This is a genomic window from Oceanihabitans sp. 2_MG-2023 (assembly GCF_030547245.1).
Lineage (GTDB): Bacteria > Bacteroidota > Bacteroidia > Flavobacteriales > Flavobacteriaceae > Oceanihabitans.
On record NZ_JAUOQT010000001.1, the window covers coordinates 549,425 to 567,113 of the forward strand.

The following is a 17,689-nucleotide window of genomic DNA, read 5'->3' on the forward strand; positions in this document are numbered from 1 at the left end:
ATTTACTAATAACTATTCTATGGCACTTCAATTTCGTTTACAATTTTGCTAATAATATCTTCTGAAGTTATATTTTCTGCTTCTGCTTCGTACGTAATTCCAATTCTATGACGTAATACATCATACACTACAGCACGAACATCTTCTGGTATTACATACCCTCTTCGTTTAATAAATGCATAACATTTTGCAGCTGTTGCAAGGTTTATACTACCACGAGGCGAAGCACCAAAAGAGATTAATGGTTTTAAATCTTCTAATTTATATTTTTCAGGGTAACGCGTCGCAAAGATGATATCTAGAATGTATTTCTCGATTTTCTCATCCATATACACCTCACGAACCGCTTCTTGCGCTTTCAAAATCTGTGCTACTGAAACAACAGGCTTTACTTTGTCCCAAGATCCTTTTAAATTAGCACGCATAATTAGCTGCTCTTCGGCTTGCTTAGGGTAATCTATTACAGTTTTTAGCATAAAACGATCCACTTGTGCTTCAGGTAAAGGATAGGTTCCTTCTTGTTCCACGGGATTCATAGTAGCCATTACCAAAAAAGGCTTGTCTAACTTAAAAGTTTCATCACCAATAGTTACTTGTTTTTCTTGCATTGCTTCTAATAAAGCAGATTGTACTTTTGCTGGAGCTCTGTTAATCTCATCTGCTAGTACAAAATTTGCAAATATTGGTCCCTTTTTAATTTTGAAGTCATTTTCCTTCATGTTATAAATTAAGGTTCCTGTAACATCTGCAGGTAATAAATCTGGAGTAAACTGTATTCTACTAAAGCTTCCGTCTACAGCTTGAGAAAGGGTATTTATTGCTAATGTTTTAGCTAGACCTGGAACTCCCTCTAATAAAATATGTCCTTGCCCTAATAACCCTATGAGTAATCGCTCGACCATTTCTTTTTGACCAACAATTACTTTATTCATTTCTAAAGTTAGCAAATCTACAAAAGCACTCTCTTTTTCAATTTTCTCATTAATTGACTTAATATCAACTGTACTTGTGTCTTCCATCATTTTTAATTTTTAAACGCTCGAATTTAACATTCCTAATTTGGAAGTGCAAATTGTTAAAATTTTTAATGTGTTGCTGTTAATAATTGGTTAAAAAATGTAGTGTTTAATATATGTTTAAGAGTTTTTCTTTTCTATTTTTAATGTTCAAAATAAAAAAATGATACAAAAACCATTTTCAAAAATTATTGCAGGAACCATGACCTGGGGTACATGGGGTAAGCAACTATCTAAAAAAGAGATGATTACATTATTAAATCATTGTCTGTCGCAAGGTGTAACCAGTTTTGACCATGCAGATATTTATGGAGGCTATACTACCGAAACTGCTTTTGGTAACGCTTTCGCGGAAAGCAGCATTAACCGTGAAAAAATACAATTAATCACTAAATGTGGTATTCAATATCAAAGTGAAAATAGAAATAATGAAGTAAAACACTACAATTATAGTAAAGATTACATCATTTGGTCTGCGGAAGAATCCTTAAAAAACTTAAAAACAGATTATTTAGACCTTTTATTACTTCACAGACCAAGCCCTTTAATGCATCCTGACGAAATTACTGAAGCAATTACCATATTAAAAGCACAGGGAAAAGTAAAAGCATTTGGTGTTTCCAACTTTACACCTTCTCAAGTGGACTTAATTTCTAAATATACCGAAGTTTCAGTAAATCAAATTGAATTTTCATTAACACAACACCAAGCAATGCATAATGGGACTTTAGACCAAATGCTATTAGAAAGAATTATACCAATGTCATGGTCACCTTTAGGTTCTGTTTTTAGAGAAGATACGGAACAAACTAGACGAATACACAAACAACTTGGGTTGTTATTAGAAAAATATGACGCTACCGAAGACCAATTGTTACTTGCTTGGGTTTTAAAACATCCCGCAAAAATCCACCCTGTTATAGGAACCACAAACGAAAAACGAATTGAAAATGCTGTAAAAGCAATTAATATAGATTTACAATTAGAAGATTGGTTTAAAATTCTAGTAGCTAGTCAAGGTCATAAAGTACCTTAATAGTGAATAGTGAATAGTGAATAGTGAATAGTGAATAGTGAATAGTGAATAGTGAATAGTGAATAGTGAATAGTGAAAAATTAAACTATGAATAACAACAAAACAGCCTTAATAACTGGAGCTACAAGCGGAATTGGTAAAGCAACAGCGCATGAATTAGCAAAACACGGTATCAACCTTATACTTTGCGGAAGAAGAAAAGAACGACTAGACACCATACAAAAAGCATTAAGCAAACAAACCAATGTACATACTTTAAGTTTTGATGTTCGTGATAAAGAAGCAACTTTTAACGCTATAGATTTACTACCAGAGGCATTTAAAAACATAGACATTTTAATTAATAACGCTGGAAACGCACATGGTTTAGACCCAATTGAAACAGGAAATCTTGACGATTGGGATGCTATGTTAGATATTAACGTAAAAGGATTACTTTATGTAAGTAAAGCGATTATACCAATGATGACTAAAAGAAATTCTGGGCATATTATTAATATTGGTTCCTCGGCAGGAAAAGAAGTGTACCCAAAAGGAAATGTATATTGTGGCAGTAAACATGCCGTTTTAGCAATTACAGAAGGTATGCGTATAGACCTCAACCAATACGGAATAAAAGTTGGTGCAATTAATCCTGGATTGGTAGAAACCGAATTCTCGCAAGTACGTTTTAAAGGAGATCCCAAAGCAGACACTGTTTATAAGGGCTACAAAGCATTACAACCAGAAGATATTGCAGACATTATTTACTTTGCTATTTCGCGTCCACCACATGTAAATATTGCAGATTTATTAGTGTTTTGTACAGCGCAAGCTAGTAGCACCATTGTGAAAAAGGAAATATAATTATGAATATAACTTATTTATTAGGAGCAGGGGCTAGCTATAATGCATTACCTGTTGTTGAAAAAATACCAGAAACTTTGCTAGAATTTGCATTTCAATTTAATCCTAGAATATACTTAGAATACCAGAAAAATGATAATCCTCCTGACTTTAAAAAAAATTTAATTTGTGATTATTTCGATAACACTCCTTTTACAAAAGAAAAATTCACATTAATAGATGAGTTTCATAAAGATATCCTATGGTTAAGAAAGGAAAGCAGAAACCACACAAGTATTGATACTTATGCGAAAAAACTATACTTACAAGAAGATTTTTCTTTATTAAAAAAATTAAAATATGTCTTATCCTGCTTTTTTATTTTTGAGCAAACTTCTAAATTTGACAAAAGATATGATAGTTTTTTTGCTTCAATTCTAGAGAACTTAAAAGAAATTCCACAAAACATAAAAATCGTTTCTTGGAATTACGATTCTCAATTAGAAATTGCATTCAGTAAATTCTCAAATACATCTATAGAGAAATCCAGAAATATATTAAATACATTTTCTAAGGGAAATCAATTAGACAATATATCTAACAAACAAGAATTTGGTGTTTTTAAAGTTAATGGAACAACAACTATTACTGATAAAAACAACAACCTCTATGATTTAATTCAAGATTATGACATTAATAAAGTAAAACTTATTAATAGTTTTTTAGAAATCTATGAAAACAAACAATTATTTACAGAACACGCTCCAAACATGTCATTTGCTTGGGAAAGATTCAACGAAAACCTTCAGTTTTACAGCGACTTAAGAAATACAATAGATAAAACAGATATAATAATTGTTATTGGATATTCATTCCCTTTTTTCAACAGAAAAGTTGATGAATTTATTTTAAATTCAATTGATAATTTAAAAAAAATTTATGTCCAAGACCCCTATAGTGCTGATGATATTCTTCAGAAAATAAAAAAACTTTTGCATAGTGATATTTATTACAAAGATGGTATTGGTGAACTAATAGAATTTGAAGCGATTACCTTTAAAGACCAATTTTTTATCCCAATAGAATTTTAAACTAATAATTAAAAATACTCCTGCCTACGCAGAAAGTAAACATGATTAATAAACGCTTACTTATTAAAAACCTACTAGCTCATAATGATGAGAACAGTTTTTATGATAAAAAGCGAAAAATTAATATTAGTCAAAAAGAAGGGAAAGCCAAGTTTTTAAAACACGTTTGTGCTCTTTCTAATAGCAACCCTAAGAACAATTCGTATATCGTTATTGGTGTAGAAGATGAAGACAATAAGATTATTGGTGTCGACTTTTTTGACGATTCTAAAATTCAAAATTTAATAAATGCCTATCTTACTAATCCACCAATAGTACAATATGAGAATATTCCATTTCCACATTTACCAGACGATAAAGTTGTTGGCTTAGTTACTATACGAGCTATAAATAGCTTAACATCCCTTCGTAAAAATATTTGGAAATATTATGGTGGTGCTGTCTTTTTTAGAGATGGAAGTATGAGTATGCCTAAGGTTTTTAAAAGTGAAATTACAGATGTTAATTCAAAAATTGTTGAAGCTATTGAAAACCACTCACAAAACAACATACAACATACGCTGGATAGTGTTTTTACTTTTTTAAATAAGCGAAAAGATTACAACCCAAAATACAAAGTATTTAAAGAGTATTTTGTGCTTTGTTGGTCTGGACAAAAAAAAATAGTTGGTAAAGAAATTTTTTATTCTAGAGTGGATATAGAAATGGTAAACGAGCAAGTACGCCTGTTTTTTTCCACCTTAGATGAAGTTGCAATTAGCTACAATGAAGACAGCTTTAAAATTATTGAATATGTTAATCTTGGGTTACAAAACACATCTAAATATTATACCTTAGAAGAAACCGTTATTCAGTTTCAAAATAACGCGAACTATACTATTGAAACTAAATTAGTGTTTGAAGCTCCTCAATTTGACAAAAAAGTTTTACATCATATTTACAATGCTAACAATACCTTATTAGAAAAATTAAAAAAAGGACAATCACTAAATAAAAATGAAGAAGCAGATTTAATGAGTCTTCCTGAAACATACTTAATTTGTTATCTAAATAATTTTCAAGAAGCTTTAAGTAAACTTACCGAAGCAAAACCTTTTTTAAAATCGCACAGTGAAGATGCGTATCTATTTTATAAAGAATCACTACGTATTTTACGAAAAGTAAAATATAGTTAGCTACCAACTATACAAAAAACAGTACCAATTATATATTCTTTACAACTAACGATAAATTTTTAATGTTTTTATGCTTTGATTATCATATATTTACACTGCTATTAATCAACAGAGTAATTTAAATCTTGCTTCTTTCTTTATTTGTTTAAAGATGAAGCAAGTTTTTTTTATTCATTAAAGTCTTATTTAAATTTATTGGTTTTTAAAATAATGTATTAAAAAGTTAACGAATAATGTTAACCTTTAAATTATTTCAGCATTAAAAGTTAGACAATAAAACCCAATATTATGAAAACTCTAAAACTTATTGCTTTAAGCATTTTATTTTCTTTAACCTTTTTTAGTTGTGATAATGATGACGATAGTAGTAATCTGGAACCTACTACTCAAGAACTATTAGCACACAAATGGTTTATAGTAATAGAAGGAGCTACTCCTTGTACAGCAACTTCTTATTTTGATTTCAATACTGATGGAACATTTGCAACAGATACCTTTTATGAACATAGTGTTTCTGGGGATTGTACTTCAGGAGGTTATTTAGAAGGAACATATAGCCTGTTAGATGATAATGTAACCCTTATTATTAATCTAAGTACTTCAGAAACATTTATCATAGAACTAATTTCTACTACAGACTTAGTAATATCACCACCTGATGAAGATGGCGAACTAGTATTTACTAGATAGAGAATATGTTTAACTTATAGCTTCCTTAGTAAAGCAACTAAGGAAGCTTTTTTTTAAATAAAATCTAGCTGCTCAAAAGATTTATTCAAAATTATCTTATCGTCTACTTGTAACCATTTTTTTAATATGGTTGCGTAAATAGTTCTAAAATCAATTTCATATTTTATATCTCCATTAGCATCTAAATCACTCAAACTAGCTAAGTCATTATACAGTCCTTGTTTTTTTAAATTATCGCCAATTATAAATACATTGTTTGCAGCACCATGATCTGTACCATTAGAAGAGTTTTGTTGGACTCTTCTACCAAATTCAGTAAAGGTTAAAATCAATGTATCTTTAAAGGTGTTTTGCTGTTTTAAATCTCTTACAAAAGCTTCCATACTTTCAGCATACATCTCTAAAAGCACCTTCTGTTTATTATTTTGATTCGAATGCGTATCAAAGCCTCCCAATGAGGAGTAAAAAACCTTAGTATCCATTCCAGAATTAATAAACTGCGCCATTGTTTTTAACTGATTTGCAAAACCATTATTTGGATAATCATTAGATTTAACTACTTTTTTAGCATTAAAAAAAATGTGTTTTGCAGAAGATTCGGCAGCAATCATTGTTTTATATAAGTAGCCTAAATTATGTTCACTTAAATGTTCATCATTTTGATAACTCAGTATTTTTTTAAAAAAAGGATCTTGAGATGCAGAATATAATCTTGAAGCACTTTTAGTAGCAATACCGCTTATATTTTCACCCTTCATCATTAAAGATAAACTATCATCTATCTCGATAGCATTATAATAATTTTTTCCAAATGCATCTAAATACCTTCCTACCCAGCCACTTTGTATATATTCACTAGAATCACTTGCAGTTTGCCATATATCTGTAGATCTAAAATGAGAACGATTTGGGTTTGGATAGCCCACATTATTAACAATAGCAAGCAATCCTTGGTCATATAATTTTTTTAACGGTGTTAAACTAGGATGCAAACCAATAGTATCATTTAGTTTAATCACTTTATTTTCTTTTATAGAAATCGTGGGCCTCAGTTTATAATACAAATCATTCTTGTAAGGAATTACCGTATTTAAACCATCGTTACCACCAGATAGCTGAATTATCACTAGTTTTTTATAGCCTAAACCTTCAATGGCTATTTTCTCGAAAGCCTTCACAAAGCTAGGAACAAAAAACAATGTACTAGCTAAAGATGAGTTTTTTATAAATTGTCTTCTTTTCATAATTCTTCTTTTACTTTTAGGTCTTCCTGTTATTAATAATCTCTAGCATAATTGGTATTCTGGTAAAGACATCATTTGAATTACAATATCTTTCTTATTATATTTATTTATGCTTTCTAAAAAAATTTCGGTTCCATCATTTAGTGCGCATTGAATTAAATTTTCTTTCATTTGGTTAAATGATATCGTTTCAAAATTTTCTTTGAAATAATTCCAATCTGGAGTAACATCTATTGTTGACTTTGTCTTTGTTTTTTTATAAAGTGTTTTATAAGACTCTGTAAACTCTCCTTTTTCTTTTATGTCTAACACTGTATTTGCTAGTAACAATTGAGGAAGCTTCAATCTAAACATTAAGGAATTGGTATCTATCCAACCTTTTCCACCTTTCCAGCCTGCAACATTTGGAGGGTCAAGCAAAAATTGACCTAACAGTTTTTGAATTTTTAAATAGTCTTTTTTCTCTTTAAACTCCATAGGCACTACCTTATTCATACCAACTAAAAGTTCGATAGGAGATTTTATTTTTGTTCCAATATTTTCATCATTATAGAACCAATTGGAAGTAAAAACATATCGCATTAATGTTTCTATATTATAATCGGGGTAAAAAACAGCAACCATCTCAGAAACATGAGAGTCTACTAATTTATCATTCACAAAATATTTGTATATTTTTTCGCAAATAAATTTGGCACATTGTTCCTGCTCTAAAATAATATCAATTATATCATCACCATAAAATGCCCCTTGCTTATTTAGAAAAGTTTTATTTTTACCATCATGGGCTTTTTCATTAAAAATAAAAGACCCATCCTTTTCATCATATTTATAACCTGTAAAGGCTCTTGCGCCTTCTTTAATATCTTGTTCACTATAGTTTCCTACTCCAAGAGTAAAAAGTTCTAATAATTCTCTTGAAAAATTTTCATTAGGACTTCTTTTACTATTCTTTCTAGTATCTAGATATTTAATCATTGAGGCTTCTTTTGAAATAACCTTAACGAAATCTCTAAAATTACCCAACGCATTTTCACGAAGTGCGTTATTATATAGTGTGAGGTGATATATGTTTCTGTCTCTACAAACAAAATGATTTGCCCAAAACAAGGTCATTCTTTCTCTTAAAATTTGATTAGAATAATTTAACCTATCGATCCAAGCATAATTATACTCATTAAATTTTTCGCCATTAAGATTTAAAAAAGCTTGTCTTGCCATTTTATCTTCTTTAAAACTTTCAATAGTATAAGTGTCTAATTTTGATGTATCGACAGATAAAGGCTTTGCATTTAATGATTTTTTAAACAAGTCGTTAACTATAAATTGTTTCGACTGTTTTTCTAATTCCATAGATTCTTTAGGCAATACCCCAAAGCCTGCCCTCCAATACAAATGTAATATGTGTTTTTTGTTCATATTTTTAAGATAAATAAAAGCTACTGTTACCCATTAAAGTTATCAAAAATCTAACCAAATTTTTAATAAACATCTTAATTTTATTATAAAAAAAACCGTTTTAGTTTACTAAAACGGTTTTTAATTTGTTTTGTAAAAGGAAAAAATTACTTACCTCCATCTAATTCATCTTGCCAATCAAACAGTTCTTTCCATTTTCCTTGATAAGCTAATAATGCTTGTTTTGGCCAAGTTCCTGGTTTATGTATTTTATACCTTTCTCCTCCAGAGTTTAAAACTTCTTGGCATTTTTCTATACTACAATCTGATAATGCTTGCCATGTTTTCACATCATGATTATGAAAAAGTTCTTTAATTTTTGGACCAATACCTTCTACTACTGTTAAATCATCTTCTTTAATTTTTTTACCAAATACAGCTTTAGCTGCGTCTGCATCAAAAGCGATTTTAGCAACAGAACCGACTCCTGCTCCTGCCGCAAAAGAAGATACCGCAGAACCTAATCCTGAAGACTTACTTGCTTTACAAGCTTCTAAATCTGCTTCTAGTTTTGCTATTCTACTTTTGTAAACATTTAGATCCGTAGAATTATCTTCACTACTTCCTCCAAATAATTTTCCTAGTAAATATCCTAATAAGGCACAAATTGCACCAACTAATAATGGAATTAATATACACCACATATTTTATATTTTTTAAATTTTAATTTAATTAATTGTTACTACTGTTCTTCTATTTTTAGCTCTACCTTCTTCTGTCGCATTATCTGCAATTGGCTCATTAGGGCCTTGAGATAAAGCTTCAATGTTAGTGCTTAAAATACCATTTTGTATTAAATAATCTTTCGCAAAATTAGCTCTATTTTGACCAAGAGTTATATTCTTTGCGGCAACACCAGTATTATCTGTATGCCCAACAACTTGTACTTTGACTCCTAGTTTATCAACACATCTAGAAATAGCTGCAATTTTTTTACGTTGCTCTAATGTTAAGTTTATTTGAGCTTCTCCGGTATTAAAATATAATACTAACGGATTTGCTTTTAAAGAAGCACAATCTGCTTTTAACGCGTCTTCAGCTGAAGTATCCCCTTCTTCTTTTGCAGATATTTTATAATCCACAGGCCCAAAAAAGACTTTGTTTTCGTCTGCAACCATACTGTCTTTTAATTCGCCCTGAGTATCTATTATTTTTGAAGATATTCCTTGTGAAACAAAATAGTTTTTAACTGCATTTGCTCTAGCCAAACCTAAATTGGGATATGCAGAATTGTTAGTTTCGCCATTAGTATAGTATCCCGTAATAGATACTCTTTTTGAAGGGTTTTCGTTAAAATACGTTTTTAGTTGTACAACAGAATTCTTCAAATCTTCTGAAACTGGTTCTAAAATTTTAAAATTAGAATCTTTAAAATTAAAATTGTCATTGCTATTAATAGCATAATTTCCATCCTTTATAGAAAAAGAATTTAGGGTTGTTTTACTTACATTAGGCTTTGCTACTATTGTACTTTCTGTAACTTTTTTGTTCTTGCAACTTTCTTTATTACAACAACTACAACAAAGCCACCAATACAATAAAGTTCCAATAATAATGGTAAGCAAAATACCTAGAAGGTAAGATGTTTTTTTACTCATTTAGTTAGTTTTTATAAGTTAATGATTATCAAGATATTAAATTTTAGATGTAATTTTCATTTTTAAAGTTTAAGTTTCTTTTAATTATCGATTAACTACTTAATTTATACGTTATGAAACAAAAAAAGCCACATCAAATGATGTGGCTTTTTTTAATTAGAATTTATTTGGTCTTACAAATCAAATTTAATTCCTTGAGCTAAAGGCAACTCATCAGAATAATTTATAGTATTCGTTTGTCTTCTCATATATACTTTCCATGCATCAGAACCAGATTCTCTTCCACCTCCAGTTTCTTTTTCTCCACCAAAAGCACCACCAATTTCTGCTCCTGAAGTTCCTATATTCACATTTGCAATTCCGCAATCAGATCCTGCATAGGACAAGAATTTTTCTGCCTCTTTCATTTCGTTTGTCATGATTGCAGAAGATAAACCTTGTGCAACTCCGTTTTGTTTTGCAATAGCATTTTCTACTTCACCAGTATATTTCATTAAATATAAAATTGGAGCAAAAGTTTCATGTTGTACAATTTCAAAATGATTTTCTGCTTCAATAATTGCTGGTTTTACGTAACAACCAGATTCGTAACCTTCACCAGTTAAAACACCACCTTCAACTAACACATTTCCGCCTTCTGCTTTTGCTTTTGCTATAGCTTCCAAATAAGTATTTACTGCATCTTTATCAATTAATGGTCCAATATGATTTTTTTCATCTAAAGGGTTTCCAATAATTAATTGCCCATACGCACCAACAATGGCGTCACGTACTTTATCATAAACCGATTCATGTATAATTAATCTTCTTGTAGAAGTACAACGTTGACCACAAGTTCCAACAGCTCCAAATACAGCTCCAGGAACCACTACTTTTAAATCGGCTGTTGGTGTAATAATAATTGCATTATTGCCTCCTAATTCTAATAAAGATTTCCCAAAACGTTCTGCAACTGTTGCTCCAACTATTCTTCCCATTCTAGTAGATCCTGTAGCAGACACAAGTGGAATTCTTGAATCTGTTGTCATCATTTCACCTACTTTATAATCTCCATTTATAATACAAGAAATCCCTTCTGGTAAATTGTTATCTTTTAATACTCCAGCTATAATATTCTGACAAGCAATGGTGCATAAAGGTGCTTTTTCTGAACCTTTCCAAACACAAACATCTCCACAAATCCAAGCTAAAGCGGTATTCCATGCCCAAACAGCAACTGGAAAGTTAAATGCAGAGATTATACCTACAACACCAATAGGATGCCATTGCTCACGCATAACGTGTCCTGGCCTTTCTGATGGAATGGTTTGTCCGTTTAATTGTCTAGATAAACCAACTGCAAAATCGCAGATATCAATCATTTCTTGCACCTCACCATAACCTTCTTGCAAAGATTTTCCCATTTCGTAGGAAACAAGTTTTCCTAAAGGCTCTTTCAATTCTCTTAATTTATTTCCAAACTGACGTACGATTTCTCCACGTTGTGGAGCTGGCATATCTCTAAAAGATAAAAATGCCTTGGTAGCAGTTTCCATTACTTTGTCGTAATCTGCTCTTGTCGTTGTTTTTACTTTTCCAATTAATTTTCCATCAACCGGAGAATAAGACGCAATAATTTCTCCATTTGAAAAATTATTAGAACCTGTAGAGGTTCCTTCATTAATTGCGGCAACACCTAATGCTTTTAATGCGTTATCCATTCCGAAATCTGTAGAAATAGCTTCCATATATGTTTGTTTTTTACGAATTATTTAAATTTATTTCAAAGATACTAATTATTTACCTGTTCAAGCATCGTTTTATTTCTTAAAAATATTCATTTAAAAAAGCGTAAATACAGGCTTCTTTTTTTAACTTTAAGAACAATTTAACAGCTATTAAAAATCTAAAACGTTTACTGCAAGAGTATTTATATTAACACGAATTATATTACAGCTCTTTTACATGTATTCACTTTAAAAATCTTCTCCTATGCACATCAAGAAACTTCTTGCTTTGGTATTCCTTTTCTCTTTAATCTTTTCCTGTAAAAAAAAGGTGGAAGAAACGGATAATATCTTCCAATTTAAAGACTACATAAGCTACACTACTTCTGGACATATTTCTATAGCAAATGCTATTGAAATTAATTTAGCAAATGATGTAGAAGGTTGGGAAATAAATCAAGAAATAACAGATAATATGGTTACCATAAAACCACATGTTAATGGGAAACTATTAGTAAACAATAAGCATTCGCTTCGTTTTGTTCCTGATGAAACCTTAGATCCAGACACAGAATATACTGTAAATATTAAACTAGATAAGATCTATAGTGATATTCCAGCAGACTTTAAAACCTACACGTTTCAGTTTAAAACCATTACACCAAACTTCAATATTGTTACCAATAACTTACAATCGTATAATAAAGAATGGCAATATTTAGAGGGTGTTGTTCGCAGTGCAGATATGATTTATTTAGAGGATGCAAAACAACTTGTTGAAGCATCACAAAATGGAAAAAAATTAAAAATTGTTTGGAATGAATCGTATAAAAATTCCAAAGTTTTCGAATTTAAAATAGATAGTATCCATCGATTAATTGAAGATGATAAAATACTTGTTACATGGAATGGAAAAAGCATTAAAGCAGATAATTCTGGCGAAAACATTGTGAATATCCCTGGTAAAAACAACTTTATAATTACCAAAGTAGATGTGGTACAAACACCAGAACAATTTTTATCTATCAATTTTTCGGATCCTTTAAAAAAGCAACAAAATTTTGACGGATTAGTATCCATTCAAAATGTAAAAAACCCTAAATATATTGTAGATGGCAATGTATTAAAAGCATACCCTAATGCTAAAATTGTTGGCAATATACAGGTAGATGTTTTTCAAGGAATAGCTAATACAGAAGGGTATAAACTAAAGAAACCATTTTCGGAGATGATAGCTTTTGAAGATGAAAAACCTCAAGTTAGACTAATAAGTAATGGTGTTATTTTACCAAACTCACAAGAACTAAAATTCAATTTTGAAGCGGTTAATTTAAAAGCTGTCGATGTTAGAATAATTAAAATATTTGAAGATAACGTGCTTCAGTTTTTACAAGACAACAACCTCAACAACACAAATAGAAATGATGTACGTCGTGTTGGTAGACGTATTGCAAAACAAACCATTACACTTCAAAATGAAGCAGATAATACAGGGAAATGGAAAACATACAGTGTTGATTTATCCAAATATATGAAAGCAGATCCTGGAGCAATTTACAGAGTAGAGTTAGAAATGAAAAAAGAATACTCTTTGTACAACTGCGAAGGCAATCAAAACATTACAAATTCTGAAGACAACGACGATTATTATGAAGAAGAATACTACGAAGATGACTATTATTATGATGACTATAGAGAAACTACAACAGAAGATGAAAACCTTAGAGAGGAAGAATATTGGGACAATTTAACCTACAGTTACAGAAACAATTACTACAACTGGAGCGATAGAAAAAACCCATGTAAAGAAGCTTTTTACAACAACAAAACAGTTGCTCAAAACGTATTAGCCTCTAATCTTGGAGTAATTGCAAAAAAAGGTGCAAACAATAATTATTATTTTGCTATAACTAATATTTTAGATACCAATCCTGAAGCAGGAGCAACAGTTCGTATTTATAACTTTCAACAACAAGAAATTGCTAGTACGAAAACAGATAGCGAAGGTTTAGCTACTATAGATGCAGAAAACCATGCTGCTTTCGCAATCATTTCTAAAGGAAACAATACGAGTTACCTAAAATTAAACGATGGTAATTCTTTATCCTTAAGCAAATTTGATATTTCTGGAAACCATTTGCAACGTGGACTAAAAGGCTATATTTATGGCGAACGTGGTGTTTGGAGACCAGGGGACACTTTACATTTATCTTTTATGTTAAATGATACTGGAAACAAGCTACCAAAAAAGCATCCTGTAAAAATGGAAATCACAGATGCCAATGGAAAACTTGCTTTTAGAAACATTACAACAAACAACCTCAACAATCTGTATACCTTTACTGTTCCTACTTCAACCGAAGACAAAACAGGAAACTGGAATGCAAAAGTTTCGGTTGGTGGAGCCACTTTTTATAAAGGCTTAAAAGTGGAAACAGTGAAACCTAATCGTTTAAAAATTAAAGTCGATTTTGAAGACGAAGTACTTTCTGGTGCAAATCCGTTAAACGGAAAATTAGATGTAAAATGGTTACATGGAGCTCCTGCAAAAAGTGTTAGAACCGAAATTAAAGCGAAATTTAGCAACTCGTATTCCAGTTTTAAAAACTATAAAGATTACGTTTTTCGTGATCCTTCGCGAACTTTTTCAAGTGAAGAAATCGTCATTTTTGATGGTAAAGTAAACGAAGAAGGTATAGCAAACATTACCAACAAATTAAACGTTGGTAGCAACGCTCCAGGAATGTTAAATGCACAATTTTTAGTTCGTGCTTTCGAGAATGGAGGTGACTTTTCTATGGATGCTTTTACCAAACAATATGCCCCTTACAAATCTTTTGTAGGTTTAAAATCACCCAAAGGAAAAGGTTATGGCTCTTTTGTTACCAACGAAAACCAAACCTTTAATATTGTCGTTGTAGATGCACAAGGAAAACCTATAAAACGTAAAGGTTTAGAAGTAAAAGTCTATAAAATAAATTGGCGCTGGTGGTGGAATTCCTCTTATGACAACCTATCTTCGTACACCTCAAGCACCTTTCATCAAGCATATAAAAACCTGAAACTAGATACAGATACCAATGGCAAAACTAGTTTCACTTTAAATATTCCAGAAAGCGACAAAGGTCGTTTCCTTATTCGAGTATTCGATCCTAAAAGCGGGCATGCAACAGGACGAACTGCTTACTTTTATAAAAACTGGTACACACCTTCTGGTGATAAAGAAGCTGCAAAAATGTTAGCATTTGCATCAGACAAAGAAAATTATAATGTTGGAGAAACTGCTACAATTACTTTTCCTTCTGGTAGCGAAGGTCGTGCTTTGGTGAGTATTGAAAATGGCACAGAAGTATTAGAACACAAATGGGTAAAAACTACCAAAGGCGAAACAAAGGTAAGCATTCCTATTACAGCAAAAATGGCTCCAAATGTTTTTGTAAATATTTCGCTGTTACAACCACATGCAATTACTGCTAACGATTTACCTATTCGTTTATATGGTGTAATTCCTATAATGGTAGAAGACCCAAACACCAAGCTAGAACCAGAAATTAAAATGGCAAGCGTTTTACGTCCTGAACAAGAATTTGAGGTTTTTGTGTCTGAAAAAAACAACAAAGCAATGACCTATACGATTGCTATGGTAGAAGAAGGCTTGCTGGACTTAACACGTTTTAAAACTCCAAATGCTTGGGGTGAATTTTACAAACGTGAAGCTTTAGGCGTAAAAACTTGGGATATTTTTGATGATGTGATTGGTGCATACTCTGGAAGCGTAGATCAAATATTCGCCATTGGTGGAGATGCAAGTGCTGCAGGTGGTAAAAACAAAAAAGCCAATCGTTTTAAACCTGTTGTAACCTTTTTAGGCCCTTTTCAATTAAACGCAGGGGATAACAAAGTACATAAAATTAAAATGCCAAACTATATTGGTTCGGTAAGAACCATGGTTGTGGCAGGAGATATTAATAACGAAGCATATGGAAGTACAGATAAAACGGTTCAAGTAAAAAAACCTTTAATGGTGTTAGCAACGCTTCCGCGGAAACTAAGCCCTGGCGAAAAAGTGACCCTTCCAGTTACTGTTTTTGCTATGGAACCAAATATTAAAAAAGTAAATATTAACTTAAAACTAAGCAATGGTATAGAAGTAGTTGGTAGCAAAACACAAACAGTCTCTTTTGCTAAACCAGACGAAAAAATGGTTTATTTTGAATTGGATGTTAGTAAAGCAAAAGGTATCCATACTGTGGAAGTTGTTGCGACTGGAAATGGTGAAAAATCTACATATAAAGTAGAGTTAGATGTGGTAAACACCAATCCAATTACATCTGTCGCTTTAGATAAAACTTTAGAAGCAAATACTTCCGAAAATCTAGATTTTAAAACCTTTGGTGTTTCAGGAACTAATAGTGCAACGGTTGAATTTTCTACCATGCCACCAATGGACTTTTCTAAAAGATTACAATACCTTGTGCAATATCCTCATGGTTGTGTAGAACAAACTACTTCTGGCGTTTTTCCGCAATTATACTTGCAAGATATTTTCGATTTAACTTTTAAGAAAAAGCAAGAAATACAATCGAATATAGAAAATGGCATCAAACGCTTAGGTCATTTTCAAAGACCAAATGGAGGAATGAGTTATTGGATAGGAGAAAACACTGCCAATGATTGGGGAACTAGTTACGCTGGACATTTTATGATGGAAGCCGAGAAGAAAGGATTTGTGCTTCCTCTTACTTTTAAAAGTAACTGGATTACATACCAAAAGCAAGCGGCTCGAGATTGGAGACCAAGCTATAAAACCTACAATAGTGATTTAGCGCAAGCATATAGATTATACACTTTAGCATTAGCAGGAAGTCCAGATTTAGCAGCAATGAATAGGCTTAGAGAATTTACCGAAATTTCTAACGAAGCAAAATGGCGTTTGGCTTCGGCTTATGCTTTAGCAGGACAACAGGAAGCTAGCACACAGATTTCTAAAACTGCAAATATTGAGTTTTTACCACCTAAATATAATTATTACACCTATGGATCTGTAGATAGAAATCGTGCAATGGCTTTAGAAACCATGGTAATTACTAAAGACCCAAGAGTTAGAGAATTGGCTAAAACTATTGCTAAAGATTTATCTAGTAGTCGCTGGATGAGTACACAAACCTCTGCATACAGCTTGTTAGCAATGGCAAAAATGGTAGAGGCAAATGGCGGAAAAGCAATGAAGCTACAATATACGTTAAACGGAAAAACAGAAGAAATAGACACCAAAAGTGCTATTGCACAACGAGATTTAATAGTTAAAGAAGGAAGCAATACATTTTCCTTTACAAACAAGCAAAGCAATATTGTTTATGTTCGTGTATTAAATTCTGGTAAACTGCCTTTAGGTAACGAAATCACTGAGCAACGTGGTTTAAGTGTTTCTGTTGTGTATAAAGATTTACAAGGAAATACAATAGACATTTCGAAATTGCAACAAGGTCAGGATTTTGTAGCAACAGTTAAGGTGAGTAATCTTAAAAATGAAAAGGTGAATGATGTTGCGTTAACACAAATTTTTCCATCAGGTTGGGAAATTGTAAATACACGTTTTACAGACTTTGGAAGCAGTACAACAAGTCAAGCGCGTTTTACAGATATTCGTGATGATCGTGTAAATTTTTATTTCGATTTAAATAAAAAAGGAAAATATGACACTAAGACCTTTAACGTCATGCTAAATGCTGCTTATTTAGGAACTTATTATTTACCTGGAGTGCAAGCTGAAGCAATGTATGATAATGAGTTTTTAGTTAGAAATAAAGGTCGTTGGATTGCCGTTGTAAAGTAACAAACTCTTGCACA

12 protein-coding genes are annotated in these 17,689 nt (G+C 31.5%); 6 read left to right on the forward strand and 6 right to left on the reverse strand.

What is annotated here, in order from left to right; translation table 11 throughout:
- Positions 1-17: 17 nt before the first annotated feature.
- Positions 18-1,019, reverse strand: a complete 1,002-nt coding sequence (locus Q4512_RS02330; protein WP_407941800.1) for an AAA family ATPase — start codon at positions 1,017-1,019, stop codon at positions 18-20.
- Positions 1,020-1,179: 160 nt separating this feature from the next.
- Between Q4512_RS02330 and Q4512_RS02335 the strand changes: the two genes are divergently transcribed.
- From Q4512_RS02335 to Q4512_RS02355, 5 genes are all read left to right on the forward strand, one after another.
- Complete coding sequence (locus tag Q4512_RS02335) at positions 1,180-2,052, forward strand: aldo/keto reductase family oxidoreductase (protein ID WP_303421210.1); 873 nt, start codon at positions 1,180-1,182, stop codon at positions 2,050-2,052.
- Between the two features lie 87 nt (positions 2,053-2,139).
- A complete protein-coding gene (locus Q4512_RS02340; protein WP_303421212.1) occupies positions 2,140-2,898 on the forward strand; it encodes an SDR family NAD(P)-dependent oxidoreductase in 759 nt (252 codons plus the stop codon).
- A gap of 2 nt (positions 2,899-2,900) precedes the next feature.
- Complete coding sequence (locus Q4512_RS02345; protein WP_303421213.1) at positions 2,901-3,968, forward strand: hypothetical protein; 1,068 nt, start codon at positions 2,901-2,903, stop codon at positions 3,966-3,968.
- 41 nt (positions 3,969-4,009) lie between these two features.
- Positions 4,010-5,143 (forward strand): ATP-binding protein, encoded by a 1,134-nt coding sequence (locus Q4512_RS02350; protein ID WP_303421214.1) that lies wholly within the window; start codon positions 4,010-4,012, stop codon positions 5,141-5,143.
- Positions 5,144-5,431: 288 nt separating this feature from the next.
- Positions 5,432-5,833, forward strand: coding sequence for a lipocalin family protein (locus Q4512_RS02355; RefSeq protein WP_303421215.1), 402 nt, complete (start codon positions 5,432-5,434; stop codon positions 5,831-5,833).
- A gap of 53 nt (positions 5,834-5,886) precedes the next feature.
- On the opposite strand, the gene Q4512_RS02360 is transcribed toward Q4512_RS02355, so the two are convergent.
- The 5 genes from Q4512_RS02360 to Q4512_RS02380 form a co-directional block, all read right to left on the reverse strand.
- Complete coding sequence (locus Q4512_RS02360; protein WP_303421217.1) at positions 5,887-7,077, reverse strand: DUF1501 domain-containing protein; 1,191 nt, start codon at positions 7,075-7,077, stop codon at positions 5,887-5,889.
- A 42-nt stretch (positions 7,078-7,119) separates the two neighbouring features.
- On the reverse strand, positions 7,120-8,496 hold the full coding sequence (locus tag Q4512_RS02365) for a DUF1800 family protein (RefSeq protein WP_303421219.1): 1,377 nt from the start codon (positions 8,494-8,496) through the stop codon (positions 7,120-7,122).
- A gap of 146 nt (positions 8,497-8,642) precedes the next feature.
- Positions 8,643-9,179, reverse strand: a complete 537-nt coding sequence (locus tag Q4512_RS02370; protein WP_303421221.1) for a hypothetical protein — start codon at positions 9,177-9,179, stop codon at positions 8,643-8,645.
- A 24-nt stretch (positions 9,180-9,203) separates the two neighbouring features.
- Positions 9,204-10,133 carry an OmpA family protein gene (locus Q4512_RS02375; RefSeq protein WP_303421223.1) on the reverse strand — a complete coding sequence of 310 codons (930 nt, stop codon included), beginning with the start codon at positions 10,131-10,133 and terminating at the stop codon, positions 9,204-9,206.
- A gap of 173 nt (positions 10,134-10,306) precedes the next feature.
- Positions 10,307-11,860, reverse strand: a complete 1,554-nt coding sequence (locus Q4512_RS02380) for an aldehyde dehydrogenase family protein (RefSeq protein ID WP_303421224.1) — start codon at positions 11,858-11,860, stop codon at positions 10,307-10,309.
- A gap of 244 nt (positions 11,861-12,104) precedes the next feature.
- Here Q4512_RS02380 and Q4512_RS02385 point away from each other — a divergent pair, with 244 nt between their 5' ends.
- Entirely contained in the window at positions 12,105-17,675 is a 5,571-nt protein-coding gene (locus tag Q4512_RS02385) for an alpha-2-macroglobulin (RefSeq protein WP_303421225.1), read from the forward strand.
- Positions 17,676-17,689 lie beyond the last annotated feature (14 nt).